The sequence below is a fragment of the Paenibacillus sp. FSL K6-4396 genome, from assembly GCF_038002525.1.
In the GTDB taxonomy this organism is placed as follows: domain Bacteria; phylum Bacillota; class Bacilli; order Paenibacillales; family Paenibacillaceae; genus Paenibacillus; species Paenibacillus amylolyticus_B.
The window spans coordinates 5,125,148-5,149,842 of sequence record NZ_JBBOCR010000001.1; the positions used below are offsets into that span (position 1 = coordinate 5,125,148).

Sequence of the window (24,695 nt, forward strand, 5' to 3'; positions counted from 1 at the left end):
TCAGATCAGCTCGTCGTAGAGCTCTTTCATTTCTGCAAGTGCTGCTGGGACACGCTCACTAAACCAGGCAACATCCTGCATATCAAGCAGGATATTCGGATACATTCGCGAGAGCGTAGATACCAGAACACCGTGCTCAGCAAGCTTGCTATTTAACAAAATATCAAAAGACATCAATTCAAACGTATAATCAGCCGTATCCGTAAGCGGCTCCGTGCAACAGTGATAAGAAGCACAGCCAGACGGACCCTGAACAATTAAAGGCAGACCTACCTTCACTGCTTCCTGGCAGAGTATGTCATGCATCATCTCAGCGTGGCGGTTCATGCTGTTCATCGCCTGTCCTCCATTGCGGCCCAACATTTCCAGCGTAGTTTTTACAGCAGCTGTACCTAATGGATAGCCATTAAACGTACCCGCATGAATTACTTTTTTGTCTACAAGCAACTTCATGATATCCGCTCGGCCAACCAGGGCTGACACCGGAACTCCGCCACCGGCGATTGCCTTCCCAAGTGTAGTCAGATCGGGTGTTACACCGAATAACTGTTGGGCACCACCGAGTCCCATACGGAATCCTGTTATAATCTCATCAAAAATGAGCACGACCTGGTACTGGTCACATAACTGTCTGACTTTTTGCAGATAACCCGGAGCAGGCATGACTCCGCCTCCATTTACACAAACCGGCTCCATGATTACTGCTGCAATGTCGTCTCCATGCTCGCGAAATAGTTCCTCCAGACGGACTGCGTCATTCCATGGCAGGAGGTAGGATTGAGATTCCATGGCATCCCTTGCCCTCCCCTTTGTTCCTTTCATGTCACCAGGATAGTCTGAAGGTACAGGCAAACCTGTACGTGCAGTCTTGCCACCCATAATATTGTCCGCATTGCCATGATAATGGCCTTCAAAACGTACAAAGCGATTTTTACCTGTCCACGCCCGGGCAAGACGAAGTGCATTCTGGACAATCTCCGTGCCTGATAACCCAAAACGAATCATCTCTGCTGAAGGTACATATTGATGGATCAGTTCCAGAGCCTCTGCATCCAGATCGCAATGACTTACGGAAAGAACACGGTCAATGGTATCCTTCAGACACTCGTTATACTCCTCGTTGCCGTGGCCAACAATGAGGGCACCAAAGCGGGCATATAGATCCAAATACTCGTTGCCGTTCATGTCCGTCACTCTGCTTCGGGAAGCATGCTTGAAATGGAGCGGCGTCTCTTCCCAAGGAAGGTGAAAATTATAGTGGACACCGCCAGGCAGCCATTGTTTCACCCGCTGATTGTACTGCATCATCTCCGTGATCATCCCTTATCGCCTCCCCCACTTGTCTGGTTTACTGCTTCATATCGCTCCAATAACCTGAACCGATCTTGCGGATCATCCAGCGAATAGGCTGCAGGCAAAGTCTTATTCTCAGCCATCATATTTCTTACGCTCTGGCCTGGACCGATATCGATCCATACCGTCGCTCCCAGATTTTGAACGCGTGCCAATGCCTGATTCCAGCGAATAGGTTGCAAAAGCTGGCTGCTCAGCAGCTGAGGAATGTCCTCGGCTCCACTAATGAACTCACCATGTACTGTAGAGCATATGGGAAACACCGGTGCAGAGAAGGAAACCCCTGCAAGCATCTCTTCAAGCTCAGGCTGAATGAACTGCATCAACTCGCTATGATAAGGTGCATCTGCCTTCATTGGCATCATACGAAAAGGAATGAATTCCCCACCGAAGCCATCCACCTGATCATCCAGCAGTTGAAGACCCTTCACAGTACCTGCGACGACAAACTGTCCCGGTGAATTATAACCGGAGATCGTCACATACTCGTTCTGACGAATATTCTCGACTAATTCTTCAAGCGCTTCTTGGGTTACATCAACAACAATACCCGCTCTTCCTTTTTGCTCCTGAATGGAGCGATGCATCAACGCACCACGCTGAGCTGTAAAACGGATTCCATCAGCAAATCGCAATGCACCCGCCGCTACTAAAGCCGAAATCTCCCCCAAACTGTGACCTACTGCATAATCTGGAGTCATTCCAGTCCGGCGAACAAATGAGTCAAATAGAACGTAGCTTGCCGTCAGTACAGCAGGCTGAGCATATTCAGAGACCGTCAATTGATCCAGGGTCCCTTCCATAACCAGTGCCTTCAAATCAAATCCAATCACCTCGCTTGCTTCCGCAAAGATCTGATTCGCCTCCGGCTCACTGTCCAACAACTCGCTGCACATTCCGATATACTGGCTTCCCTGGCCAGGAAATAGCGCACAAAACGTCATACGCCACCGCCACGCTTGTAATAGGCTTTTAATCCGTAATGCGAGATCATCTCCTGCTGCATCTGAGAAGAACCTTCAATAATCTCCAGAATTTTGGCTTCCTTATACAGCCTGGCAACAGGATATTGGTTACTAATTCCGTTCGCACCATGCACCTGTAACGCATCGCTTGCAACTTCAACAGCAACTTTGGACGTAAAATATTTGGCGATTGTTGTCTCCATGGCAGCCTGCGGGTCCCTGGCTTCTCTCAGCTCGGCTGCCCGTAAACATAATGCTCGTGCTGCATGGACTTTTGTCACCGCATCTCCAATCATGCCGCGAATCAGCTGAAAATGACTCAGCTTCTGATCAAATTGCTTCCGCTTCCTTGAGTAAGTCACCATGGCATCCAGCGCTTCCTGCGCAATCGCCAGCCCTGCCCAGGCTATGCTATATCTGCCCTGATCCAGCGCCCCGGTTACGATGTACTCAAAACCTTCATTTAGACGTCCAATAATGTAATTCTTTGGTACACGCACCTCATGGAGATCAATCTCAGCTATACCTGTCTCTCCCGCAACCATGACACCTTCAATAGGTTTGGTCTGTACACCCTCAAACTGGCGTTCTACCCAAAAAGCAGTGCTTCGTCCCTGATTCGAGGCAATAATGATAAATACATCTGCCAAATGTCCAAACGTGATCCACTTCTTTTTTCCATTCAAAACATAACAGTCCGATTCTTCTCTCCACTCGGTCTTTACACTTTTGGCATCCGAACCAACTTCCGGTTCAGTCAGGCCAAAGGCAGCAATCCATTCTCCCTTCACCAACTTGGGCAGCCAGGACGATTTTTGCTCAGGCGTTCCGAAACGTACCAAAGTTTCACTTACAAGTGAAGTATGTACCGTTAACAAGCTGCGAACGGCTGGAAGAGCCTTGCCAAATACTTCAGTCAACAGCCCGTACGCCCTGGGGCCGAGACCCATGCCGCCATATTCAGCGGGGATCGAGGCAGCCAAGTAACCTTTTTCAGCCATGGCACGGATCAATGTTCTGGGAATGGCTTGCTGCTCTTGAATCTGTTGAGCATACGGACGAATTTCACGGGCAGCAAACAATTCAGCTTCATGAATGATCTCTTGCTCTATATCCGCTTCAATCATTCGACAACCCCCTCTTGAAGAAGAGATTCATTGAGATAAGCGGCGAACTCGGCAATTGTTTTGTATTCAAACAACGCAACCGGACTGATGTCAACTTGAAGATGCTTGCGCGCACGGTTAATGATCTTGAGCGCCTGCACAGATGAGACACCAATTTTCAAAAAATTCATCTCTTCATCAATGTCCTCTGGCTCCTGATTCAACGCTGCTGCAATCTCGCTTTTGATAAAAAGCTCAATTTCTTCTTTTGTCATATCATGACCTCCGTTCCCTGATTCACATCTATCCAATGTACATACGGCTCGAATGGATGTGCTGGCAGATGTACAATCTGGCCAGAGCCATTCGGATGTAACTGTTCCCAATCCAGCGCAGCACCACGTACATAAAGCTGTCCCAGTAATAAAGCAAGCTGATCCTCCATGGTAAGCGTCGACTTGGCAGACAGGCGAATGAAGCTCTCCTTGCCACTGTATTCAAGCTGCTGCACTGTCTGATCTGCAGCAATCATAATTACAATGTCGGCGCTTGCCATCTTGCCAGGTGTGTCTTGCAGACTGTCTAACGTCACTCTGTTGTTCACTGGAATGGATTGGCTTGCATGAGCGCTGTGATGTTCCTCGCCATCCAGATGTAAACTGGATACAAGCTCCTCTCCTGCAGCTATTCCTCGAATCTCCTGAATGGAAGGGACCAGACGTACAAGTGTCTCAAGCAAGGTCACCCAGTAGTTCAAGGTGGATACCGTATCTTCATTAGAATCGTCTGGCCTGATTACCTTACGAGCTTGAGCCTCATCTTCTCCGCAAATCTCATGCCCCCCAACCACAATATTGACACGAGCAGCTCGGTTTCTAGGCTTGAAGCCAAATTCCATCTCTTCGATGCTCCACTCTCCGGTTGAGCTGACAGTTACTGCTGCACGATGCCGATAATGTTTTCTATATCTGTTTCGGGTAAAACAAAGATCCTCTGGTGCCAGGTCCACATGTTTCTTCACATACTGCTCCGTGTTATCAATCAGCTTTTTTAAAGCATGCTCTGATTTGGCAGAGAACGTTAACAACTGGCCTCGTGCCGGGGCAACTGCACGGACAGGGGCTTTCCATTCCTCCAGCACAATGTGGGCATTCGTACCTCCCAGTCCAAATGAACTGATGCCTGCCTTCCGTGTTTTTCCTTCAGGTACATCCCACGTTTTATGCTCGCTAACAATATGGAACGGCGATTGGTCCAGTCGTAGGGCCGGATTCGGATTATCCATATGCAGACTTGGTGCCAGTTCACCATGCTGCATACTGAGCAGAACCTTGGCAAGACTGGCTCCACTGGAGGCTGCAAATAAATGACCAATATTGGTTTTGACTGAACCTAATCCAATCGAATTGTCGCTTGTGCATCCCTTTTCCCGGAACAGTCGGAGCAAGGCATTCACCTCAATTGGATCTCCAATCCTTGTCCCCGATCCATGTGCTTCAATATAAGAAATCTCGCTCGGATTTAGGTTGGCATCGCGATAAGCGGCACGGAGCACCTCATATTGTCCCTGAGGGTTGGGTGCCATAATGCCCAGGGAATATCCGTCGTTATTCACCGCTGTCCCGCGAATCACACCATAAACATGCTTATTGTTGCGAACTGCCTCTGTTAGCGGCTCCAGATATACAACAACAGCACCTTCTCCCAAGACTGAACCATCTGCTTCCCGGTCAAATACCTTCGTATGTTGAGTGGAAGAACAGATTCCAGCATTGCGTGATAGTTGATGAACATGCGGTGTAGCCAAAATGTTCGCTCCACCTACAACTGCTCCAGAGATACGCTTGTCCTGAATGGCCGCCACAGCTTGTGTCAGTGCTACCAGAAAAGAAGAACATGCTGTATCTATCGACAGTGCCGGCCCTGTAAAATTGTACATGTGTGAAATGGAGGCCGCTGCAATATTGGACATATTGCCTACCATAGCGTGAGAATGAACAGCCTTTCCAAGACTCCGGTTCATATAATCAACAACCAGATCGAAGTATGTGCTTGGGTTAATCCCTACATACACACCCACATCACGCTTCTCCTCATGATCCACGAGCATACCTGCATCCTCCAGCGCCTCATGAGCAACTTCCAGCAACTTCCGATGTTGCGGATCCATAAATGCAGCTTGTTCAGACGGGATTTCAAAGAAGTCGTGATCAAACGTATCCGGTTGCTTCAGTTCCCCAATCCAGTCATCCCAACCGGGTTGCTTGGAACGTGTTGCACGCTCTAAGCTAACCCGGTCAACACTATCTAACCCGTTAACCAGATTGCTCCAGAACTGCTCTTGGGTGTCGGCATCAGGCAGACGCAGAGACAGCCCGGTAATAGCAATAGCACGATGTACATTCAGGTGATTATCTGTTGTTTCAGCTTGTTCAAAGTCCTTCTTTTCTGCTGGAAGTTCCTGCAGATATTCCACCATCTCACGTACTGTACTGCAAAAAACAAGTAGTTCTTGTCCTAATTCACGCCCCATATGTGCAGACAGCTTGTCAAGTAATTGATAGGAGAGAATGGAATTGCCTCCAAGTGCGAGAAAAGAAGTATCCATCTCAATCTTTCCTGCGGGTAATTGAAGAATTTCGGCCCAGGCTTTACGTACGGTATATTCCAAAGACGATGTGGAAACCGTCTCGTGTTGTTGCTGTTGTGTGTTTTGGCGAATCAGCTCTTCAATGGCCTCGATGTCCTTGGTAAATACTCCACGCTCATATTCGTTTCTCAGCATGAAGCGCTGGACCTTGCCACTCGTCGTTTTGGGAATAACCTTGATTGGGAGAACATGGGTGATCTCAATACCCAATCCAGCCCTCATACGTTGGATCAGATCCTGGCGTACATCCAGAAACTGTGGAGTGCCCGATTTGTATTTAACAAATACAAGCAGCTCTTCTACTTGTTTGAGGCTGTTAAAGTGCCCGACTACCGTCAGATTCCCTCTAGGAATGCTGCTATTCTGGTACAAAATTTCTTCAAGATCATGCGCATAATGGTTCTGTCCCCGAATAAACACAATGTCCTTGATTCGTCCGCTTACAACCAGGGAGCCATCAGCCATATAACCCAAGTCTCCAGTGCGAAGCCACCCATCCATATACATTTCACGATTGATCTCCGGGAGACTGTAATATCCGGAGGTTACCGATTCCCCACGGATCTGGATTTCGCCAACAACCCGCTCATCCAGCACTTCACCCTGTTCATCCGCAATCCGGATTTGAATCCCTGTCATGGGATATCCTTCATGAACAAATTCGATCACATCCGAAGTATGCCTATCACTGCTAGGCAGCTGGACTGGCACAGCCAGTCCATCCTGCACCAGCCGCGAACGTGAAATACGTTCAATTCGCGGCTCTTCCCCCAGTCTGGAGGTACATACACCTACTGTCGCTTCGGCCATGCCATACGCAGGAAACATCATATTGGGACGATAGCCACAAGAGCTGAATTTTTTGACAAATCGCTCAATAACAGACGTTGATATAGGCTCTGCACCATTCAAGGTCATACGCAGTGAAGACAGATCAAGCGTTGAGAGCTTGGAATCCGGGATCTTCTGAACCATCCATTCGAAACCGAAATTGGTACAGCAAAACCATTTTCCCTGATGCTCCGTAATCTTGCGCAAGAACAGATAAGGCGACCGTACGAAGGTATAAGGTGACATCACCATGATGTTGGCTCCACTCAGGACGGGTGTCAGATGCTGTCCAAATATCCCCATATCATGCGTATGCGGCAACCAGGTAAACACATTATCTCCTTCTTCAGATCCAAGAAATGTCTTGCATGCAATACTGTTAGCGATAATATTGTGATTTGTTAACTGCACACCTTTGGGAATTCCCGTGCTTCCTGATGAGAATTGCAGGAACACAATGTCATCAGGAGAGGTTGGGCATAGATCAGCCATCTGCTGGCCTGCTTGAAGCTGATTCACGCTAATCAACATAAGATCTTTGAATACCGAACTTTCCGCAAGCTGCTTATACTTGGGCATGTAGGCTTCCTCGACGATCACAACCGGACGCCCGAGTACCTCCCACACTTTCGTGAATTTCTCCAGACCAGCTGAGCCTGGTTCCCAGGCGGCTGGAGGACTAACAGGGGCGACAATAATGCCCCCCAGCATACAAGCCCAAAATGTACGGTAAAATTCCTGTGACTGGTCAATTTCCAAAATAACGACCTGTCCTTGTTGAATGCCTTGCTCCTGAAGAGACTGCAGGTACTTGCGCGCCTGCATCAGTAATTCAGGATATGATTCAAACTGTTCGTCACCTGAAGAGCTGATATAGGTCATTCCCTTTTCCGGATGAGTATCTGCAATGTAGATTAACATCTCAGCCACTGTTGAATAATGCTCTGGCACAATCAGCTCGGGTCCTCGCTGTATGGATTTACTGGACATGTTGCACCTCCATTGCCTCATTGTGAACTACCACTTTCACATCGCTACCAAGCTTGTCATCAATCAGCTGTTTCATACGTTTGATGTCCAGACCAGCCTGACAGGCCAGATGTACGTACAGACACTCTTCGTCGTAGCGAATTACCCATTCGAATTGGGAGAGTCCCGAATTCGAATCTTGGTCATCCGACGACTGAGACGACATTGGGATCGCTTCGCTGCTGGAGATGAAGCCTTGATAATTAAACAGAATCATCTGACGCGGCTCCTGTTCTGCTTGCCTGTAGGCAGTTCCCAATTGTTCCCGTATGCCATCATATTGTGCCGAGAGGGAAGAATCATGTGTAAGTGCCATAAAGTTAATGCTGTGTCGTTTCGTAAATTCCAGACGTTCCAACAGATCTTCCTGTGTGAATTCACTGTCTACCAGCACTGGAATCAGATCAAGGAATTCTCCCACATAATCGTAGTAGGATTCTTCGCCATACTCCCTTCCGTAATACACCAGGGCTATTGGCAATTGGCTTATGTTCAGATAAGCCGCAATGATGTTGGCAAAAGTTTCAAAGCATGTCCACCAAACATCTGCAGGCTCTTTCCCTGCAAGGGACAACTCGACAGTCATCGCTGAAGACGACAATGTTTCTGTTTCCTTCAACTTGTTCATGACGATGGTGTTACATCTATGCCATGCCTGAAGCGAAAATTGTTTCTTCATTTCATCTTCTGATACCCCTATGGGGCCTTGAGACAGAAAATTTACATAATCCTCATAATTTCGATCACTCTCGAGCTCTACACCTTGCGGTCTATATAATGCCTTCGACTCAAGTTGTTGTTTGATGATTTGGGCACTCATACCATCAAACGCAAGGTGATCAAAACTCCAAATCAGCTTATGCTCTGTGGCTCCTGTACGCAAAATACATAGACGCCATGGTAGTTCCTTCAACGTATACGTTTTGTGTAACAGAGACTGAACCAGTCTGTACTCCAGCTGCTCCATTGTAGCCGAAGCATAATGACGAATATCAAGATACGGGATAAGCTGTTGCAGCATGTCCGCCGCTAATGACATATCACATGGATGCCAATACAATTGTTCTTCCTCATATATTATGCTGTGCAGTAACTGATGCCGGGATATAACCCCAAGTATCAGGTGTTTTACAGCTTGTTCATTCAATTCGCCTTCCAGCGTTGTTGTAAATCCGCTTGCTCGTGAAGTCGTAGAAGCATGTGCTTGTTGAATTGGAGATAGTGGGAATTGACCCATAGGGGTCATGCCAGCCATAAAAGATGAAACCTGATTGCAGCTGTTTAAGACATGCAGGACCAGGCTGTCCAGTTGTTTCTCATGAAGTGTTATGTCCTGTGGTATGACTATCGGGGACTGAATATGCAGGCTATCTTCGGACCAAACTGACGCCGGAGGATTAATATCTACCAATTTGGCAAGTCCTCTAACTGTCGGATATTGGAATAATTCGTTCACATTGATGGCAATTCCTTCTTTTGCCAAAATTTGAGTGACTGCAATCGCTTTAAGCGAATGCCCCCCATTTTGAAAGAAGTGATCTTCCACACCAATACCTGGATTACCCAGGATCTGTTGCATAGCGGCAAGAATGACACGCTCTGTTTTTGTCTGAGGTGAACTCACTTCCATAGACCTCTGCTGCTCTTCAACCAAATGCTCGGACAATGCTCTTCGGTCCACTTTGCCATTGGCATTAATCGGAAGATGATCCATTCGAATAATTCGTGCAGGCACCATGTACTCTGGCAGTTGCTGGTGAAGTTCTCTTCGAATATACTCAACATCTGCCCCAGTGTCGCTTGTATAAAAAGCGGCAATGTAAAGACTTCCTGATGGTTCTGTAACTGTCATGACAAAGGCATCACGAACTCCCGAAAGACGCTCCATGCAATTGCCTATCTCCGATAACTCAATGCGAAAACCTCTAATTTTGACCTGGAAATCCGAACGTTCAATAAAAATCAGACTGCCGTCAGCCAGACGTTTGACGATGTCACCTGTCCGATACATTCGTTCTCCCTTGCGGAAGGGATCATCAAGAAAGTGTTTTCGGGTAAGATCCTCACGGTTAAGATATCCAATACCCACCGCATCCCCACTGATATACAGTTCACCTGGAACGTTGGGTGGCACAGGCTTCAGCTCATCATCCAGAACATACAAAGCTGTGTTAGACAGAGGGTAACCAATGGGCAGTGAGCCAGTATAAGGCTCTGTTTGCTGTAATAAGTGGTAGGAGGCAAAAAAGGTTGCTTCCGTTGGCCCATATCCATTTAACAGTCTGCCAGGTCCCACACATGCAAGAGCTTTGTTGGCATGGCTCATCGATGCAGCTTCACCACCAAACATCACTCTACGCACATTCTTCAAGCATTCAGCATCCCAATCCACCAGCATATTAAACAAGGATGTCGGAATATAAAATACTGAAATCCGTTGCTGTCGGATGACATCCGCCAAACGAGCCATATCCAAAGTGGTCTCTTTTGAGATTAATACAAGAGTAGCGCCATTTATTAATGAAGCAAAAATATCGAAAATGGAACCGTCAAACGCATAGTTAGAAATTTGCAGGATACGATCCTCTGGCACGACGGTGACAAAATTGCTATTTTTCATGACTTTGGTGACATTGCGATGACTCATCACAGTCCCTTTCGGGGTTCCTGTAGACCCTGATGTATAAATGATATAAGCCGGGTCAAGAGCGGTCGTGTTCATATCTTCAACGGGCTCCTGCATGTCTCCTGAATCAAATGCTACCAGTTCATCTGCCGGCACGATACAAGGAACTACAGATTGCCATGTGGAGGCATAAGCCGTTTCAGTCAATAACACAGCCGCATCGCAATCTTGCACAATAAATTCAATTCTCGATGGCGGCGAAGCGGGGTCGATCGGAACATAACTGCAACCGAGTTTGAGTGTAGCAAGAATACTGATCATCTGGATCGGTCCACGGTCCAAAATGAGAGCAATACTGGAGCCTGATTTTATCCCTTGTCCAAGCAACCTGAACGCCAGCCACTGAACACGTTCATTCAGATCCGCATAGCTCCATTCACCGTCTTCCCAGACCAATGCTGTCTTCTGTGCATGCACATGAACTTGTTCCTCGAATAATTGGGAAATGGTCGCATCTCGCGGATACTGAGCGGCATTATCGTTGACTCCGTACAGCAGCCATTCCTCTTCCTCCGGTGTAGTGAGCTTAATCTGACCAATTCGTTCATTATGCCCTGTTGTGATCTGAGACAGGATATACCGGAATTTATCCAGCATCAGTTCCATGGACTCCGCTTTAAACAAATCCGAGCGATAGTCAAGTTCAACCGTGTACCATTGCTTGTGCTCGACCAGTGTCCAAGTCAGATCAAATTTGGCATCCACCTTACCTTCAACCCATGGTTCAAGCATTAGTTCCCCGGCTTCAGGATCATCGGTTCCCATATTAATGTAATTTAACACCACATCAAATAGGGGGTTGCGGCTTAAATCACCGAATAGACCAAGTTGTTCCACCAGTGCTTCATAAGGATAATGTTGATGCTCATAACAGGATAACAGCTTGCCACGCATCTCATTCAAATACGTCTCTGTGGACCATTCTCTGTCCATGCTGGTGCGAATGGCAAGCATGTTCACGAACATACCCATAACGTTGTTGAGTTCTGGCTTCTCACGCCCCGCAACCGCTGTACCAACGACCAAGTCGTCTTGACCCGTATACTTCCAGATTAATAGATTCAAAGTTGCCATAAACAACATATAAGGTGTAAGCCCTTGTTGAGTACAGAAGTCATTGACCTGTGTGCTTAACGACTCACCAAGTTCAATGGAACGTCTGTCTCCGCTGTAAGATGACGCGCCATGTCTTGGGAAGTCTGTAAGCAATTCAACCGGTGCAGGCTTGTCCTCAAATTCCCGTATCCAAAACTTGGCGTCTTCAACAGATTGTGCGTGTGACGCAGCTTCATCACGCCATTCCGCATAATCCTTATACTGAATGTCAAGAGATTGTAATGTTTCTCCTCTGTACATGCGAGCAAAATCCTGCATCAGGATCGCAATGGAACTCTGATCCGAAATGATATGATGCATGTCGATGAATAAGATGTGTTCCTCTTGAGAAAGGCGAATGAGCTTAACACGAACCAATGGTGCGCTGGTCAGATCAAAAGGCTTTATCCATTCCATGACCTGTTCTAACCCTGCTGTTTCTAATTCCAGCAACTCCACCACGCTTGGAACCTGCTCCTCGACAATTTGGAAAAGCTCACCGTTAATCATTTCAAACCTGGTACGGAATGCTTCATGTCTCTCTACCAGTGCATCCATTATTACTCTGAATTGGGCAGGGTCAAGTTTTCCTCTTACCATATAAGAGCTGGCGAGATTGTACGCCGTACTCTCACCTTTCATCCACTCATGTACCACATACATTCTTCGCTGTGCAGAAGTGGTCTTGTATTTCTCTTTCTTAGTAACTGGCAAGATTGGGTCCACTGAATTGGAGTCACTTGTGGCCTGGTGTTCAGCAATCCATTGAACCATGTGTTCAAACACAGAATGATCAAAAACCTCTTCCAGCCCCAAATTTAGTCCAAACGTTTCTTTAATCCTCGACGCCAAGGAAATCGCTTTTAATGAATGACCCCCGAGCTCAAAGAAATCATCTTCAAGGCCGACTTCTCCATTACCAAGCAACTCCTGCCACAATTGCGACAATACATGCCTTATCTCATCATCAGTCCGTTGAACCGTGACTTTCCCAGATGGAGATTGGTCTAATGCTGCGATAGAACCCGCTGCAACCTGCGACATACCTGCAAGCTGATACAACGCAACATCATGTTGATGAACAATGGGATCAAAGGAATACGTCGGCAGGGAGATTTTTTGCCTACGCCCCGTTCCGTTTAACTGTTCCCAATCCAACTCCATGCCAGAGCACCAGCAAAAAGCAAGTACTTTCATTAAATACACGTCTGCCTCAAGCAAGCTCTGACGATCTCCAGTAAGAGCAATGATGTTTGGCTCTGATAATGAATCCGGGGCTATTTGTTCTGTATCCTGCAGCTGATTCGAAACGATCCACAGCGTATGCCCAGCAGATTCAGAAAGCGTCTTGCGATTTAGCAGCGTGAACAGGAAATTTGGAGATAACAGTGGTGCAATACTCGACGCAAGGTCTGTTACATTTGCATCTGTCATCCTTCCTGTCAAAGCATCTGACAATGCTCCTTCTTGTAGTGACCAATGCTCCAGATTGTATAGAAGCCCAACGGCATGTACTGGATCAAGTGCATCACTAATAACCAATCCCACCAGTTCGCCAACGTCTTGTCCACAGACAGCATCCGGCTTGATACCAAGCTGCATCACGGTTTTATAAAGAGCATATTGCACAACAAAGCACTGCATGCGCTCAAGCCTTGAATCGGCTAACGATCGCCCTATACCCTGGCGAATGGCATACTGTTCCTTGGACTCAAAGAGATTCAGTATCTCTTCAAAGTGCTGCTTGAATATCTCTGAGACCTGGCTGCGATACACAGAAGCATATAGTTCCCGAATCTTGCGCGCTTCCCAACTTGCATTTCCGCTGAGATAAAACATGACTTTAGGCTTTCCATTCATCACACTTGCCTGTGTCTCAAACTCTACAGACTGCTCGCTTGGCGGAATATAACCGTCTACAACGATTAGTGCTTTACGATGAATGAATCTGCTTCTTCCCTTCTGTAGCGTCCATGCAGCATTGGGCAACTGCTCCGGCAATGCATGGATCGCCTGTAGAACCGAATCGTACGTGCGTTCCAGCGCAGATTCACTTTTGGCCGAGAAGGGCAGCAGAAGCAATGATTCATAATTGGCTTGGCTCTCTTGGACGGGCGGTTGCTCCAGAATGACGTGAGCATTAGTACCCCCGATCCCAAACGAACTGACACCTGCTCGCAGGACATGCTTCGCGTCTTCTAATGACTGTGGCTCCTTGTTGATATAGAAGGGACTATGCTCCAGTTCCAACATCGGATTCGTCCGATTCATATGAATCTGTGGCGGAACCACCCGGTGATAAAGCGTCAGTACGGTTTTAATAAAACCGGCGACACCTGCTGCCGCATCAAGATGCCCAATATTGGCTTTCACAGAACCTAGAGCACAATAATTTCTACGATCTGTTCCCCATGACTGCCTGAGTGCTTCGATTTCAATCGGGTCCCCCAGTTTGGTTCCTGTTCCATGCGCCTCCAGATAGGATATCTCTTTTGGAGACACTCCCGAACGATGAAGGGCTGATTGAATAACCTTGACCTGCCCGGCCACACTCGGTGCCGTATATCCAATCTTGTCCATGCCATCATTATTAATCGCTGAACCTTTAATGACTGCATAGATATGATCTCCATCTCTCTGCGCGTCGCGGAGTGACTTGAGCACAACCATTCCACATCCATTACCAGACACAGTACCAGATGCCTGCTCATCAAACGGTCTGCAATGACCATCCTTTGAATAAATCATGCCTTCATGCCAGCGATAACCTTCTTTGAGCGGATAGGAGATAGAGACACCTCCCGCAAGTGCCACATCACACTCCCCACGAATCAGCGATTCAGCAGCTTGGTGGATAGCAACCAAAGAAGTTGAACATGCGGTCTGTACGGCCATACTCGGCCCTCTCAGATTTAATTTGTGAGATACTCGGGTTGTAATATAGTCCTTTTCATTTAAAGTCATGGCTTCAAAAGCCTGTAGCAAATTACCGGAACGACCTAGAAATTGCACCATCCATGGTAAGCTCAGTCCACTTCCGGCAAACAATCCTATAGATCCATCATAACTGTAAGGATCACACCCGGCATGCTCAAGCGCCTCCCATGAGCACTGATGCAGCAGCCGTATTTGCGGATCCATCATGTTGGATTCCTGATGCGGATATTCGAAAAATCCGGAGTCAAAATACTCAGTATCTTGCAGTACACCTTTGGCCCGTACATAATCAGGATGTTTGAAGTCTTGCGGTCGTACACCCGCAGCGTTTAGATCCTCCTCATTCAGACGGGTGATACCGTCCTTACCTGCCATTAGATTATCCCAGAACTCCTCAATATTTCTTGAGCCGGGAAAATGCCCTGCCATGCCAATGACTGCGATATCCGACGACGAAGAATCTCTGCTACTGTGGTCTGAAGCAAACGAGATACTCTGTTTTGGTCTGCTCTGTGCCAGTCTGCTCTGCTCCACTTTGCTGTGTTCAACTGTGCTCATCACATCATCTTTGGGAGCTGTTGTCGGGTCTGGGTTCGTAACAGGATATCCAGCCGTAGCGATATGCCCGCTCTCCTCTCGCACCTGTTGTGTAACTGTCGGCAGCATCTGCTCAGCCACCAGATGATTGACCAGTGATGCAATAGAGGAATGCTCAAACAATTGCACCAGCGGAACGCTTTGATCCAGATAGGCATTCAGCCGATTATTAATCAGAATAAGCCCCAGCGAGTTGCCTCCGATGTCAAAAAAGTGATCATGGATATTAACCGTATCCAGATTCAATATTTCCTTCCACGCTGCAATAAGCATCTGCTCCAGATCAACTTTTGCCTGCTCCATTCCTTGAATCGATGAGCCATAAACCAGAGCCGGATTAGCCTTCTCTCCCGTTTCAAAATCAGCCAGACGAAGGGCATTGCGATTCAGTTTGCCATTAGGCAGCACAGGCAGATTTTCCAGACAAATCAAGCGAGAAGGCATCATGTACTGTGGAAGCCGCTGCTTTAACCAGGTCCGAAGCTGTACGTCTTCATCTTCCATAACGGAAGGCCCAATCCCAGGCTTAAGACTGTAGAAAAGGATTAATTGTAATGAATGTTGCTCGGCCCCTTCTACCTTAACGACAGCTTCTCTTACACGTTCATAATTCATCGCTGCCTGCTCAATCTCGTTCAGTTCAATCCGGTAGCCACGAATCTTCACCTGCTGATCCAACCGTCCCATTAACTCAACATCCCCATCCGGCAGTATACGGGCCAGATCGCCAGTTCGGTACAAACGGCCTCCCAACACATTGGGGTTTGCAATGAATCGGGCATCGGTCTCAGCTGCATTGTGCATATAACCGCGGGATAATCCTTTTCCTGCAATGCACAGCTCTCCATAACTTCCAGGTGGCAGTATTTCACCTTCATCATTCAGAATATAAATCTCTGTATTGGTAATGGGCTTGCCAATGGTAATCGCGGCTGTGTCATTCAATTCTTTGGTCGTTGACCAGATCGTAGTTTCCGTTGGTCCATACATGTTAAAGACTCGAGCGGGCGTAAGCCGCTTCAGATCGGTGAGGAGTCCCACAGGGACATTTTCCCCTCCGGTAAGAACACACCGCAGATTGCCCAGCGCCTGAGCGAATTCCGGATTTTCGACAAATGCCTTAATGCGTGAGACCGTGCTAAGAATGTGCGTAACACCATGTTCACGTATTCGACGTGAAGCAAGAGCCGGGTCAAGCTGTTCCTGCTCATTGGCCAGATACAGCGAATATCCGGTGCATAATGGTGCCCACACTTCAAATCCGAAAATATCAAAAGATATGGTCGTTACACTGATGATGCGATCTGTCTCATGTGCAAAAATATGTCGGTGCCTGATGTCCTCAACAAAATTGACCATCGCCTCATGAGTAATCATGACCCCTTTGGGACGACCCGTCGATCCTGAGGTGAAAATCACACAGGACAGGTCCGAAGACAGGAAGTTTACGTCCGGGTTAACGGATGAGCGCACATCCTGGGCAGTTGGATCATACACGAATCGCTCTCCGCTAAAAGTCACTGTGCCTTCTTCATCAGGCGTACACAGTAATACGTTCATTCTGCTATCTTCGATCATATTCAGGATACGCTGCGGCGGAAAAGCAGGGTCCAGAGGCACATAAGCCGCCCCAGCTTTCAGCACTGCCAATAGCATAATGATCAACGATTCATCACGTCTGGATAATATGCCCACAGGTTCATCCCGGCGTACACCTTGATCAATAAGCTTCCAAGCCAGCGTATTAGCTTTTTCATTAAGCTCCCTGTAGGTAAAAGCGGCTCCGGATGATACAAGGAGAGCTTTCTTGTCTGGTGTGTGTTCTGCCTGCAGCTCGAACAGCCGATGCAGACCCACCGAAGGAGTGTAATCCAGACGTGGACCAGCAAGCAGATGGACTGGGTGCTCATGAGAACCAATGTTTCTCTCAAGCAGTTCGCTCAGAGACAGATTGGGCTGTTGTACAACCTCTTGGCAGAGTCCGATAAACTCCTGCATCATACCTTCAACTGTGTCCCGGCGGAACAGATCCATCGAGTATTCGATATATCCTTCAATCACCTGCTTCTCCCTGTTTTCTTGACAGGTCATTAACAGATCATAAGTGGACGTACCCGTCTCCACCGGAAAAGAACTGAATTGCAAACCATGAAGTTCAAGTCCATGCAAATCCATGTTCTGATAATCGAAACAAACATCAAATACCGGATTTCGATTCAACTCACGTGTCACGCCCAGTTGTGCCACAAGCTCATTAAACGGATACTCCTGATACGCAAAAGCATCCAGTGTATGTTGTTTAAGTTCGCGTAAAAAATCAGTGTACGTACGATCAAACGTTGGAAAATTCCGCATCGCAATCATATTGACAAACATGCCTACCGTCTCTTTCCACTCCTCTTGTATCCTTCCTGCAACAGGCGTTCCTACCACAATGTCCTGCTGACCTGAGCGGTGTGCAAGAAGAAGATTCCACACACTTAGCATTACCATATACATGGATGCTTCCGATGAGGAAGCCAGCTCGTGCAAGTTTTGTGTTAACGAACGATTCAACGTGAAATGGAGACGTCCCCCTTGCATGGATCGCTGTGATGGACGCTCATGGTCAAGTGGAAGCTCCAGCACAGGTAAAGAAGGGCCAAGATGGTCCAGCCAGTATGTTTGATGTGAATTGTATTCATTTGAAGCGAGACGCTGCTGCTGCCATACCGCGTAATCTTTGTACTGTAATCGGACTGCATGCTCTTTGCCAAAATATAAATCATTGAAGTCACGAGTAATGATTTCGACAGATGTACCATCCGCGATAATATGGTGAATATCAAAGAATAGCAGGTGCTTGCGCTCGCCTATCTTAATCAGTTCAACCCGCATAAGCGGAGCACTCCCCAGATCAAAAGGACGAATCAATGTCTCGATCATCGCAGGCAACTCTTGGTCATCTGCCACATGCTGCTCTGCATAGCCCATACTTAAGCGAACCGAAGGTTGGATGATCTGAACGATCTCAACGCCCCGTATCTCAAACGATGTTCTGAGCGCCTCATGATGCTGCATCAACTTCTGCAAAGCAGCCTCAACTCTTATACGGTCCAATTCACCTTCAATAATGGTTGCAGACGGTAGGTTGTATGCCGTATTACCTGGATCAAGCATCGCTTGTGTGAACATACGCATCTGTGCAGAAGAGATTGGATACGCATCCATAGTGGGTGCAGATTGAATTGTCTGTTGGTCCACTTTTGGTTTCGCAATGTCATAGAGATGCTCCGCCAGTTGAATAGGCGTTGAATGATTGAAAATATCTGCTACCTCAGGCTGAATTCCTAAATGAGACCGGATCCATGCAGACAAGCTGACTGCTTTGAGAGAATCTCCTCCAACCGCAAAGAAATTAACCTCTTCATCTAGATCATCGATGCCAAAAATCGTTCGATATGCGTCCAGGACAATCTGTTTCAGTTGGTCTGAACCACCAGTATAAACTGTCCCTTTTACTAGAGAAGAGCCACTTCCCTTACCCTGGTCTGCATGCTGCCTATCATCCCCGGTACCCATTCCTTCCGCTGCTGATGAGCCAGAAAGAGAAACACTGACAGGATAGGATTGTTTGTTGAAAACATAAGTAGGCAGAGAGCATTTGCGTCGTACCGTCTGCCCTTTGAGCACCTTCCAGTCCGGTTCAATGCCTTCGCACCATAACTCCGCAAGTCTGCGGTTCACATAGATACTATCCTGCTCTGTTTCCCTTACGTGACGTAGCATATTTAGTACCGTCTGGGAATCTCTTGATTGACTGTGCTGTCTGGCAAAGGAGCTTAGCGTTCGTCCTGCACCGACTTCAATTAATACAGCCCGCTCATCCTTCAACACTTCAGCCAGGTTTGATTCAAACAACACCGGCTGTAAAATATGACGGGACCAATAGTCAGGTTGTGTGATTTCATTTCCAAGCGCCCATGTTCCACTGGTGTTGGACAGTAATGGGATCTGTGGCGTATGAAGTGAATGCTCTGCTAGATAACGTCTAAATTCCTCGGCAGCCTGATTCATCATTGGCGTATGGAATGCATGGGAAGTCTTCACACGAATGCACTTCCAGCCCAGTCCTTCAGCCTTGGCTTCCATCCGTGAAATGGCTTCAGCTGTCCCACCAATCACACTGGAACCTGTAGTATTCACCAGGGCAAGCCACATGTCTTCCTCCAGTTGTGACTTCACCTGCTGTGCATCCGCCATAATGGCAAGCATGACCCCGGGTTGTTGTTGCTGCATCAGACGTCCGCGAAGCCGAACTAACTTGACAGCATCTCCGAGTTCGAACACACCCGCTACCGCAGCGGCAGCCAATTCACCAATGCTGTGTCCGATCATGCCATCTGGCTTGATGCCCAGATCCAGCAGCGACTTGGCCAGCGCATAACTGGTCATGAACAGTGCGAATTGGCTGTACTCCGTCTGGTTTATTCGCTCAGGCTGCTGATCCCCGTATACAACGGACAGCATATCTTCTCGTTCTTCCGCAGGCAGAAGGTCCAATATTTCCTGAATATAACTTCTGAAGATTGGAGCCAGGCCTGCTTGCTCTGTAGATCTGTATAGTTCTGCACCCATTCCCTGATACTGACTGCCCTGTCCGGGGAACATAAAGTATACGGGACGGGTGTCTTGAGCTGAATGGTATACGCGTGCTTTCCCCAGCTGCTGTATCAGCTTGTCCGGATTATCCTTCCATGTCTTATCCAGAATGAGTGCCTTACGATACGCAAAAACAGATCTACCTGACTGCAAGGTCCACGCTGCGTTGGACACAGATTGATCTGGATGTTGAGTCAGCTGTTCCATAATCCGTTCAGCGGTGCGGTTCAGCGAGTACTCTGTTTTGGCGGAAAAAAGCAATATATTTACGTCATCATCCGGACTGCACTTCTCCATCTCGGGAGCCTCCTCCAATACCATGTGAGCATTCGTGCCCCCCACACCAAATGAATTGATTCCTGCGCGCATGACTCCAACATTGCCCTGTTTCCAGTCCACCCCTTGTGCATTAACTTTAAAAGGCGTATTCAAAAAATCAATCTTGGGATTAGGCTGCTCATAATTCGCTGTTCCAGGGATATAACCTTGTCCAAGACTGAGCGCTACCTTGATTAAACCAACCACACCTGCGGCTGTATCCATATGTCCCACATTGCCCTTGACCGAACCCAGATAACAAAATTGCTTTTGGTCGGAAGCAAAGGCCCGAGTTAACGAGTTTACTTCAATTGGATCACCAAGCAACGTTCCCGTACCATGTGCTTCGATATAACTCACCGTTTCCGGGTCTACTCCGGCGACCTTATAAGCATCCTGAATGACTTCAGCCTGTCCGTTTACGCTTGGAGCAAGAAAACTAAGTTTCTCTTGTCCGTCATTGTTAATTGCTGAGCCTTTGATGACCCCGTAGATATGATCTCCGTCCCGCAGAGCATCGGTTACCCGCTTCAGCACCACAATTCCCATACCATTGGAGAAGACGGTTCCACTGGCTGCCGCATCAAATGGACGACAGTGTCCATCTGTGGAGAACATCATGCCATCCTCAAATATGTAACCCCCTTCATTGGGCAACTCCACGGTGATCCCACCAGCCACGGCCACATCACATTCTCCAACGATCAAAGATTGACATGCCAGATGAGGTGTAACCAATGAAGTAGAACATCCCGTCAGAGCGGTATAGGCCGGCCCTTTTAAGTTAAGCTTATAAGCCATTCGGGTAGCGAGAAAATGATTGGTGCTGAGGGTAAATGCTTCGTATTTACTGCTATAGTTAGCATCGTTAAAAAGCACTTGACGGTACCATTCGAAGTCATCGGACCCGCCAAGGAACACACCCACCTTACCCGCCTCATCCGGTCTGCAGCCTGCATCCTCCAGCGCTTCCCATATTCCCTGATACAAAAGTCTGAATTGGGGAGACATCATTTTGGCTTCACCGGGAGTATAGGCAAAGAACCCTGCGTCAAACTCATCGATGCCGTTGGCACGTCCTTTTGCCTTGACGTAACGAGGTGAACGCAGCAGCGCTTCCTCCACACCAAGCTCCCTCAATTCATCATCACTATAAAAGTGAATGCTTTCCCGCCGTTCAACCAGGTTACTCCAGAACTCCCTTATATCCTCAGCGCCCGGCACATTCACCGCCATGCCCACAATTGCAATGTCCTCACGCATAATGCCGTCTTTTCGTTGAAACAATTGTTCCCTTTCAGTCGGTACCCGAACTGCCTCATCCTTCGGACCCAGCGCGGCAAATTGACGCAATGTCGGGCATTCAAAAAAACGAGGAACAGGGAACTCCACATCGGTATAATGTTTTAGTTTATTGTGAGCCTGAATGACAGAAAATGAATTTCCGCCTAATTCAAAGAAATGGTCATCGCGCCCTACTCTCTCAACACCGAGCACTTCGGCCCACACTTCGGCTATAACCTTCTCAAGTTCGGAAGACGGGGCGGTATAGAACGTACTGGAAGTGTGAGCATGCGTAATATCTGCCATGAGTGCCTTCCGGTCAATCTTCCCACTGCTATTCAATGGAAATTCGGATTTATGTACAAAAACGGATGGTATCATGTATGCCGGTAACGAACGAGACAGGTGCTCTCTCAATCCGACAGAAGGCAGCTCCTGCTCTGACAGATAGTAGGCATACAGCAAGCCGGACCTACCTTCAAATGATTTCATGACTACCACGGTCTGGATGACACCCGGATAGGATGACAGCGTATTCTCAATTTCGCCTGTCTCCAGTCTGGCTCCCTGAATTTTAACTTGGAAATCAATGCGTCCCAGATATTCGATCGTACCGCTTGGGAGTGAACGTACCAGATCCCCTGTGCGGTACATGTACCTGAAATGCGCTGCGTCCTGTCCTTCTTGAAAGAAAGGATTAGGGACAAATTTTTCTCGGGTCATCTGTTCCAGATTCAGATATCCACGTGCAAGCCCAACACCGCTAAGACAAAGCTCCCCTGGAATACCTAACGGCTGAAGCTCATCATGATTTCCGACGACATACCATCTGGACTCATTGAGCGGGTAGCCAATCGGTACATTGCCCAAGCCTTCGTAATGGCTTAACGGATAATGAGAAACCCATATGGTGCATTCGGTTGGACCATATACATTTTCAAGACTTGCTCTAATGCCTAACCTGTTAAACTTCTCAATGATGTCAGGCGTAACTGCCTCTCCGCCAACAAACATCCATTTCAGCGTTTCCAATGCTGACAGATCGGAGCGGAGTTCCATCGTTTCCAGAAAAAGACGGAATAACGTTGGAACAAAGTTGATGTGGGTCACCTTATGTGATGCCACCGTAGACAAAATACGAGAAGGGTCTTTTTCTGCTCCAGGCTCAAGAATACTTAGTGCGCCTTCACCCATGAACCAGCCGAAAAGTTCCGTGGCCGACACATCAAAGGTATATGCTGTTTTCAGCAAGTAAACATCCTGCGCCTGCATTGGAAAACGACGCTCCAGATCAAGCAGTGTATTGACTACGCTATGATTTTCAACCATGACTCCTTTTGGCTTGCCTGTTGATCCGGATGTGTACATGATATAGGCAAGGCTATGCGGATTCAGCGCCTCTTCGAGATTTGAGGCATCTCCTGTATAGGCCTGATCTCCCTCAACGTAGATGTACTGGACATCCAGAGTCTCGTCATCTTTTTCGGGCTGCATAGCCAGCACTATGGATATGTCTGCATCCGATATAATATAGGCCTTTCTGGACAAAGGATAGGAAGGGTCTACAGGCACAAAAGCACATCCAGCTTTTAATACAGCCAATAGGGCTATGACCATATCCGAGGAACGCGGCATCTGCACGCCAACTGCCGCGTTATCACTTTTTTTACTCGCAACGATCTGCCTAGCCAATTGATTCGCTTTTGCGTTGACCTGCGCGTAGGTCTGATGCTGCTTCCCTTCCATTAGAGCTACCCGCTCCGGGAAACGTGCTACTTTATCGTGAAAAATATCCATAATATGTTGTGGAGTGTAGGGAAAATAAGAAGTTTGATTGAATCGGTACAGTAAGTCTTCTTTCTCATCCTGCGTTAGGAGGCTAAACTCACTGATTTTTTGATCAGAATTGGTTACTAGTTGATTCAGCAAGTATAGAAATCGTTGGCCCATTCGCTCCATTGAATCTTCACGGAACAAGCTCGGTTTGTATTGCAGCTTCAATTGAGCACCTTGCGGTAAACGGCTCAACACCACCATTAGATCTCCTGGAAACGTAACCTTATCCTGATCCAGAATACGAGTTCCGAGCATATCTTCCTCATAGGAATCATAAACAAAGGAGATATCAAACAACGATGGTGATCCGGGTTGAGCCTGTAACATGCTGTCTCTGACAATGAGGTTATTGGGATATCCGATGTTCCTGTACGTATCCATCCAGGTTGTGGCTACTTGTTGCAGCAGAGGTTTTAGAGTTGATTCGAGGTCAATATGGAATCGCATGGGCAACATATGGACAAAACATCCAATCGTTTCTTCCAAGTCCATACCGGGACGATGAGAATATGGGGAGGCAAAGGTGATATCGTCTGTACCGACATATTTACTCATAAGAATGCCAAAGGCACCCATAAAGAACATAAAAACGGTTACTTCATTATCTTTGGACATCTGTGTAATATCAGCCATTAACGATTCCGAAATATCAAATCGCAGTTCATGACCAATTCCTTCTTGTAAAGAACCTGCTGGAAAGTCGTGCTTTAGAGAAAGAGGTTCCGCTCCCTTCATTTTGTTTAACCAGTATTCCCGCTCTTTGGAGTACTTGTTTTCGTGCAGTTTCTTGTTCTCTGCCTCAACATAAGAGATGAATCCTTCATCCAGCTTGACATCCACAGGCTGATCTTCAAGAAGACACGTATATGACTGAATAAGTTTGTTTTTCATCAGTTCAAGCGACATGCCATCACATATTAAATGATGAATACATAAGGTCAGAATATATCGGCTTTTATCCATCTGAACAATCATTATACGGAACAGAGGACCTTTCTCCAGATCAAAAGGTGTCCCGATGCATTCATCCACCAGTGCTTCTAACTGTTGTTCCTTTGGATTCTCCTGATTCTCGCTACTTAGGTCCCACAAGGTAAGTGAATAATCCATATCTTCAAGAACGGATAACACGGGTACATCATTTTGAATCTCAATCCGAGTACGTAGCACCACTTGCTCATACATAAGCAATTCGATGGCCCGGCGAAATATCTCCATTTGAAGATGATCAAATTGAATTGAAGCTGAGATGTTATACGAAGTGGGATCATTCACCTGACAATCAAAATAGATTCCCTTTTGTGTTTCGGAAAGTTCAACGTTTTTTTGTACCATCACGACCACACCTCATCGTTTAATTGAGATTC

6 protein-coding genes are annotated in these 24,695 nt (G+C 47.2%); all 6 read right to left on the bottom strand.

Going from position 1 to position 24,695, the window contains the following annotated elements:
• The 6 genes from MHB85_RS22585 to MHB85_RS22610 are packed head-to-tail and all read right to left on the bottom strand — an operon-like array spanning position 1 to position 24,663.
• On the bottom strand, positions 1-1,320 hold the full coding sequence (locus MHB85_RS22585; protein WP_105599780.1) for an aspartate aminotransferase family protein: 1,320 nt from the start codon (positions 1,318-1,320) through the stop codon (positions 1-3).
• On the bottom strand, positions 1,317-2,297 hold the full coding sequence (locus MHB85_RS22590) for an ACP S-malonyltransferase (protein WP_105599782.1): 981 nt from the start codon (positions 2,295-2,297) through the stop codon (positions 1,317-1,319). Before MHB85_RS22590 ends, MHB85_RS22585 begins: the two co-directional genes overlap by 4 nt.
• Complete coding sequence (locus MHB85_RS22595; RefSeq protein WP_091013872.1) at positions 2,294-3,445, bottom strand: acyl-CoA dehydrogenase family protein; 1,152 nt, start codon at positions 3,443-3,445, stop codon at positions 2,294-2,296. Before MHB85_RS22595 ends, MHB85_RS22590 begins: the two co-directional genes overlap by 4 nt.
• Positions 3,442-3,699 (bottom strand): acyl carrier protein, encoded by a 258-nt coding sequence (locus tag MHB85_RS22600; RefSeq protein ID WP_105599784.1) that lies wholly within the window; start codon positions 3,697-3,699, stop codon positions 3,442-3,444. The genes MHB85_RS22595 and MHB85_RS22600 overlap by 4 nt, the downstream gene beginning before the upstream one ends.
• Entirely contained in the window at positions 3,696-7,895 is a 4,200-nt protein-coding gene (locus tag MHB85_RS22605) for a beta-ketoacyl synthase N-terminal-like domain-containing protein (protein ID WP_341073714.1), read from the bottom strand. The genes MHB85_RS22600 and MHB85_RS22605 overlap by 4 nt, the downstream gene beginning before the upstream one ends.
• The gene (locus MHB85_RS22610) at positions 7,885-24,663 is read right to left on the bottom strand and encodes a non-ribosomal peptide synthetase/type I polyketide synthase (protein WP_341074266.1); all 16,779 of its coding nucleotides are present in this window, start codon (positions 24,661-24,663) and stop codon (positions 7,885-7,887) included. Before MHB85_RS22610 ends, MHB85_RS22605 begins: the two co-directional genes overlap by 11 nt.
• Positions 24,664-24,695 lie beyond the last annotated feature (32 nt).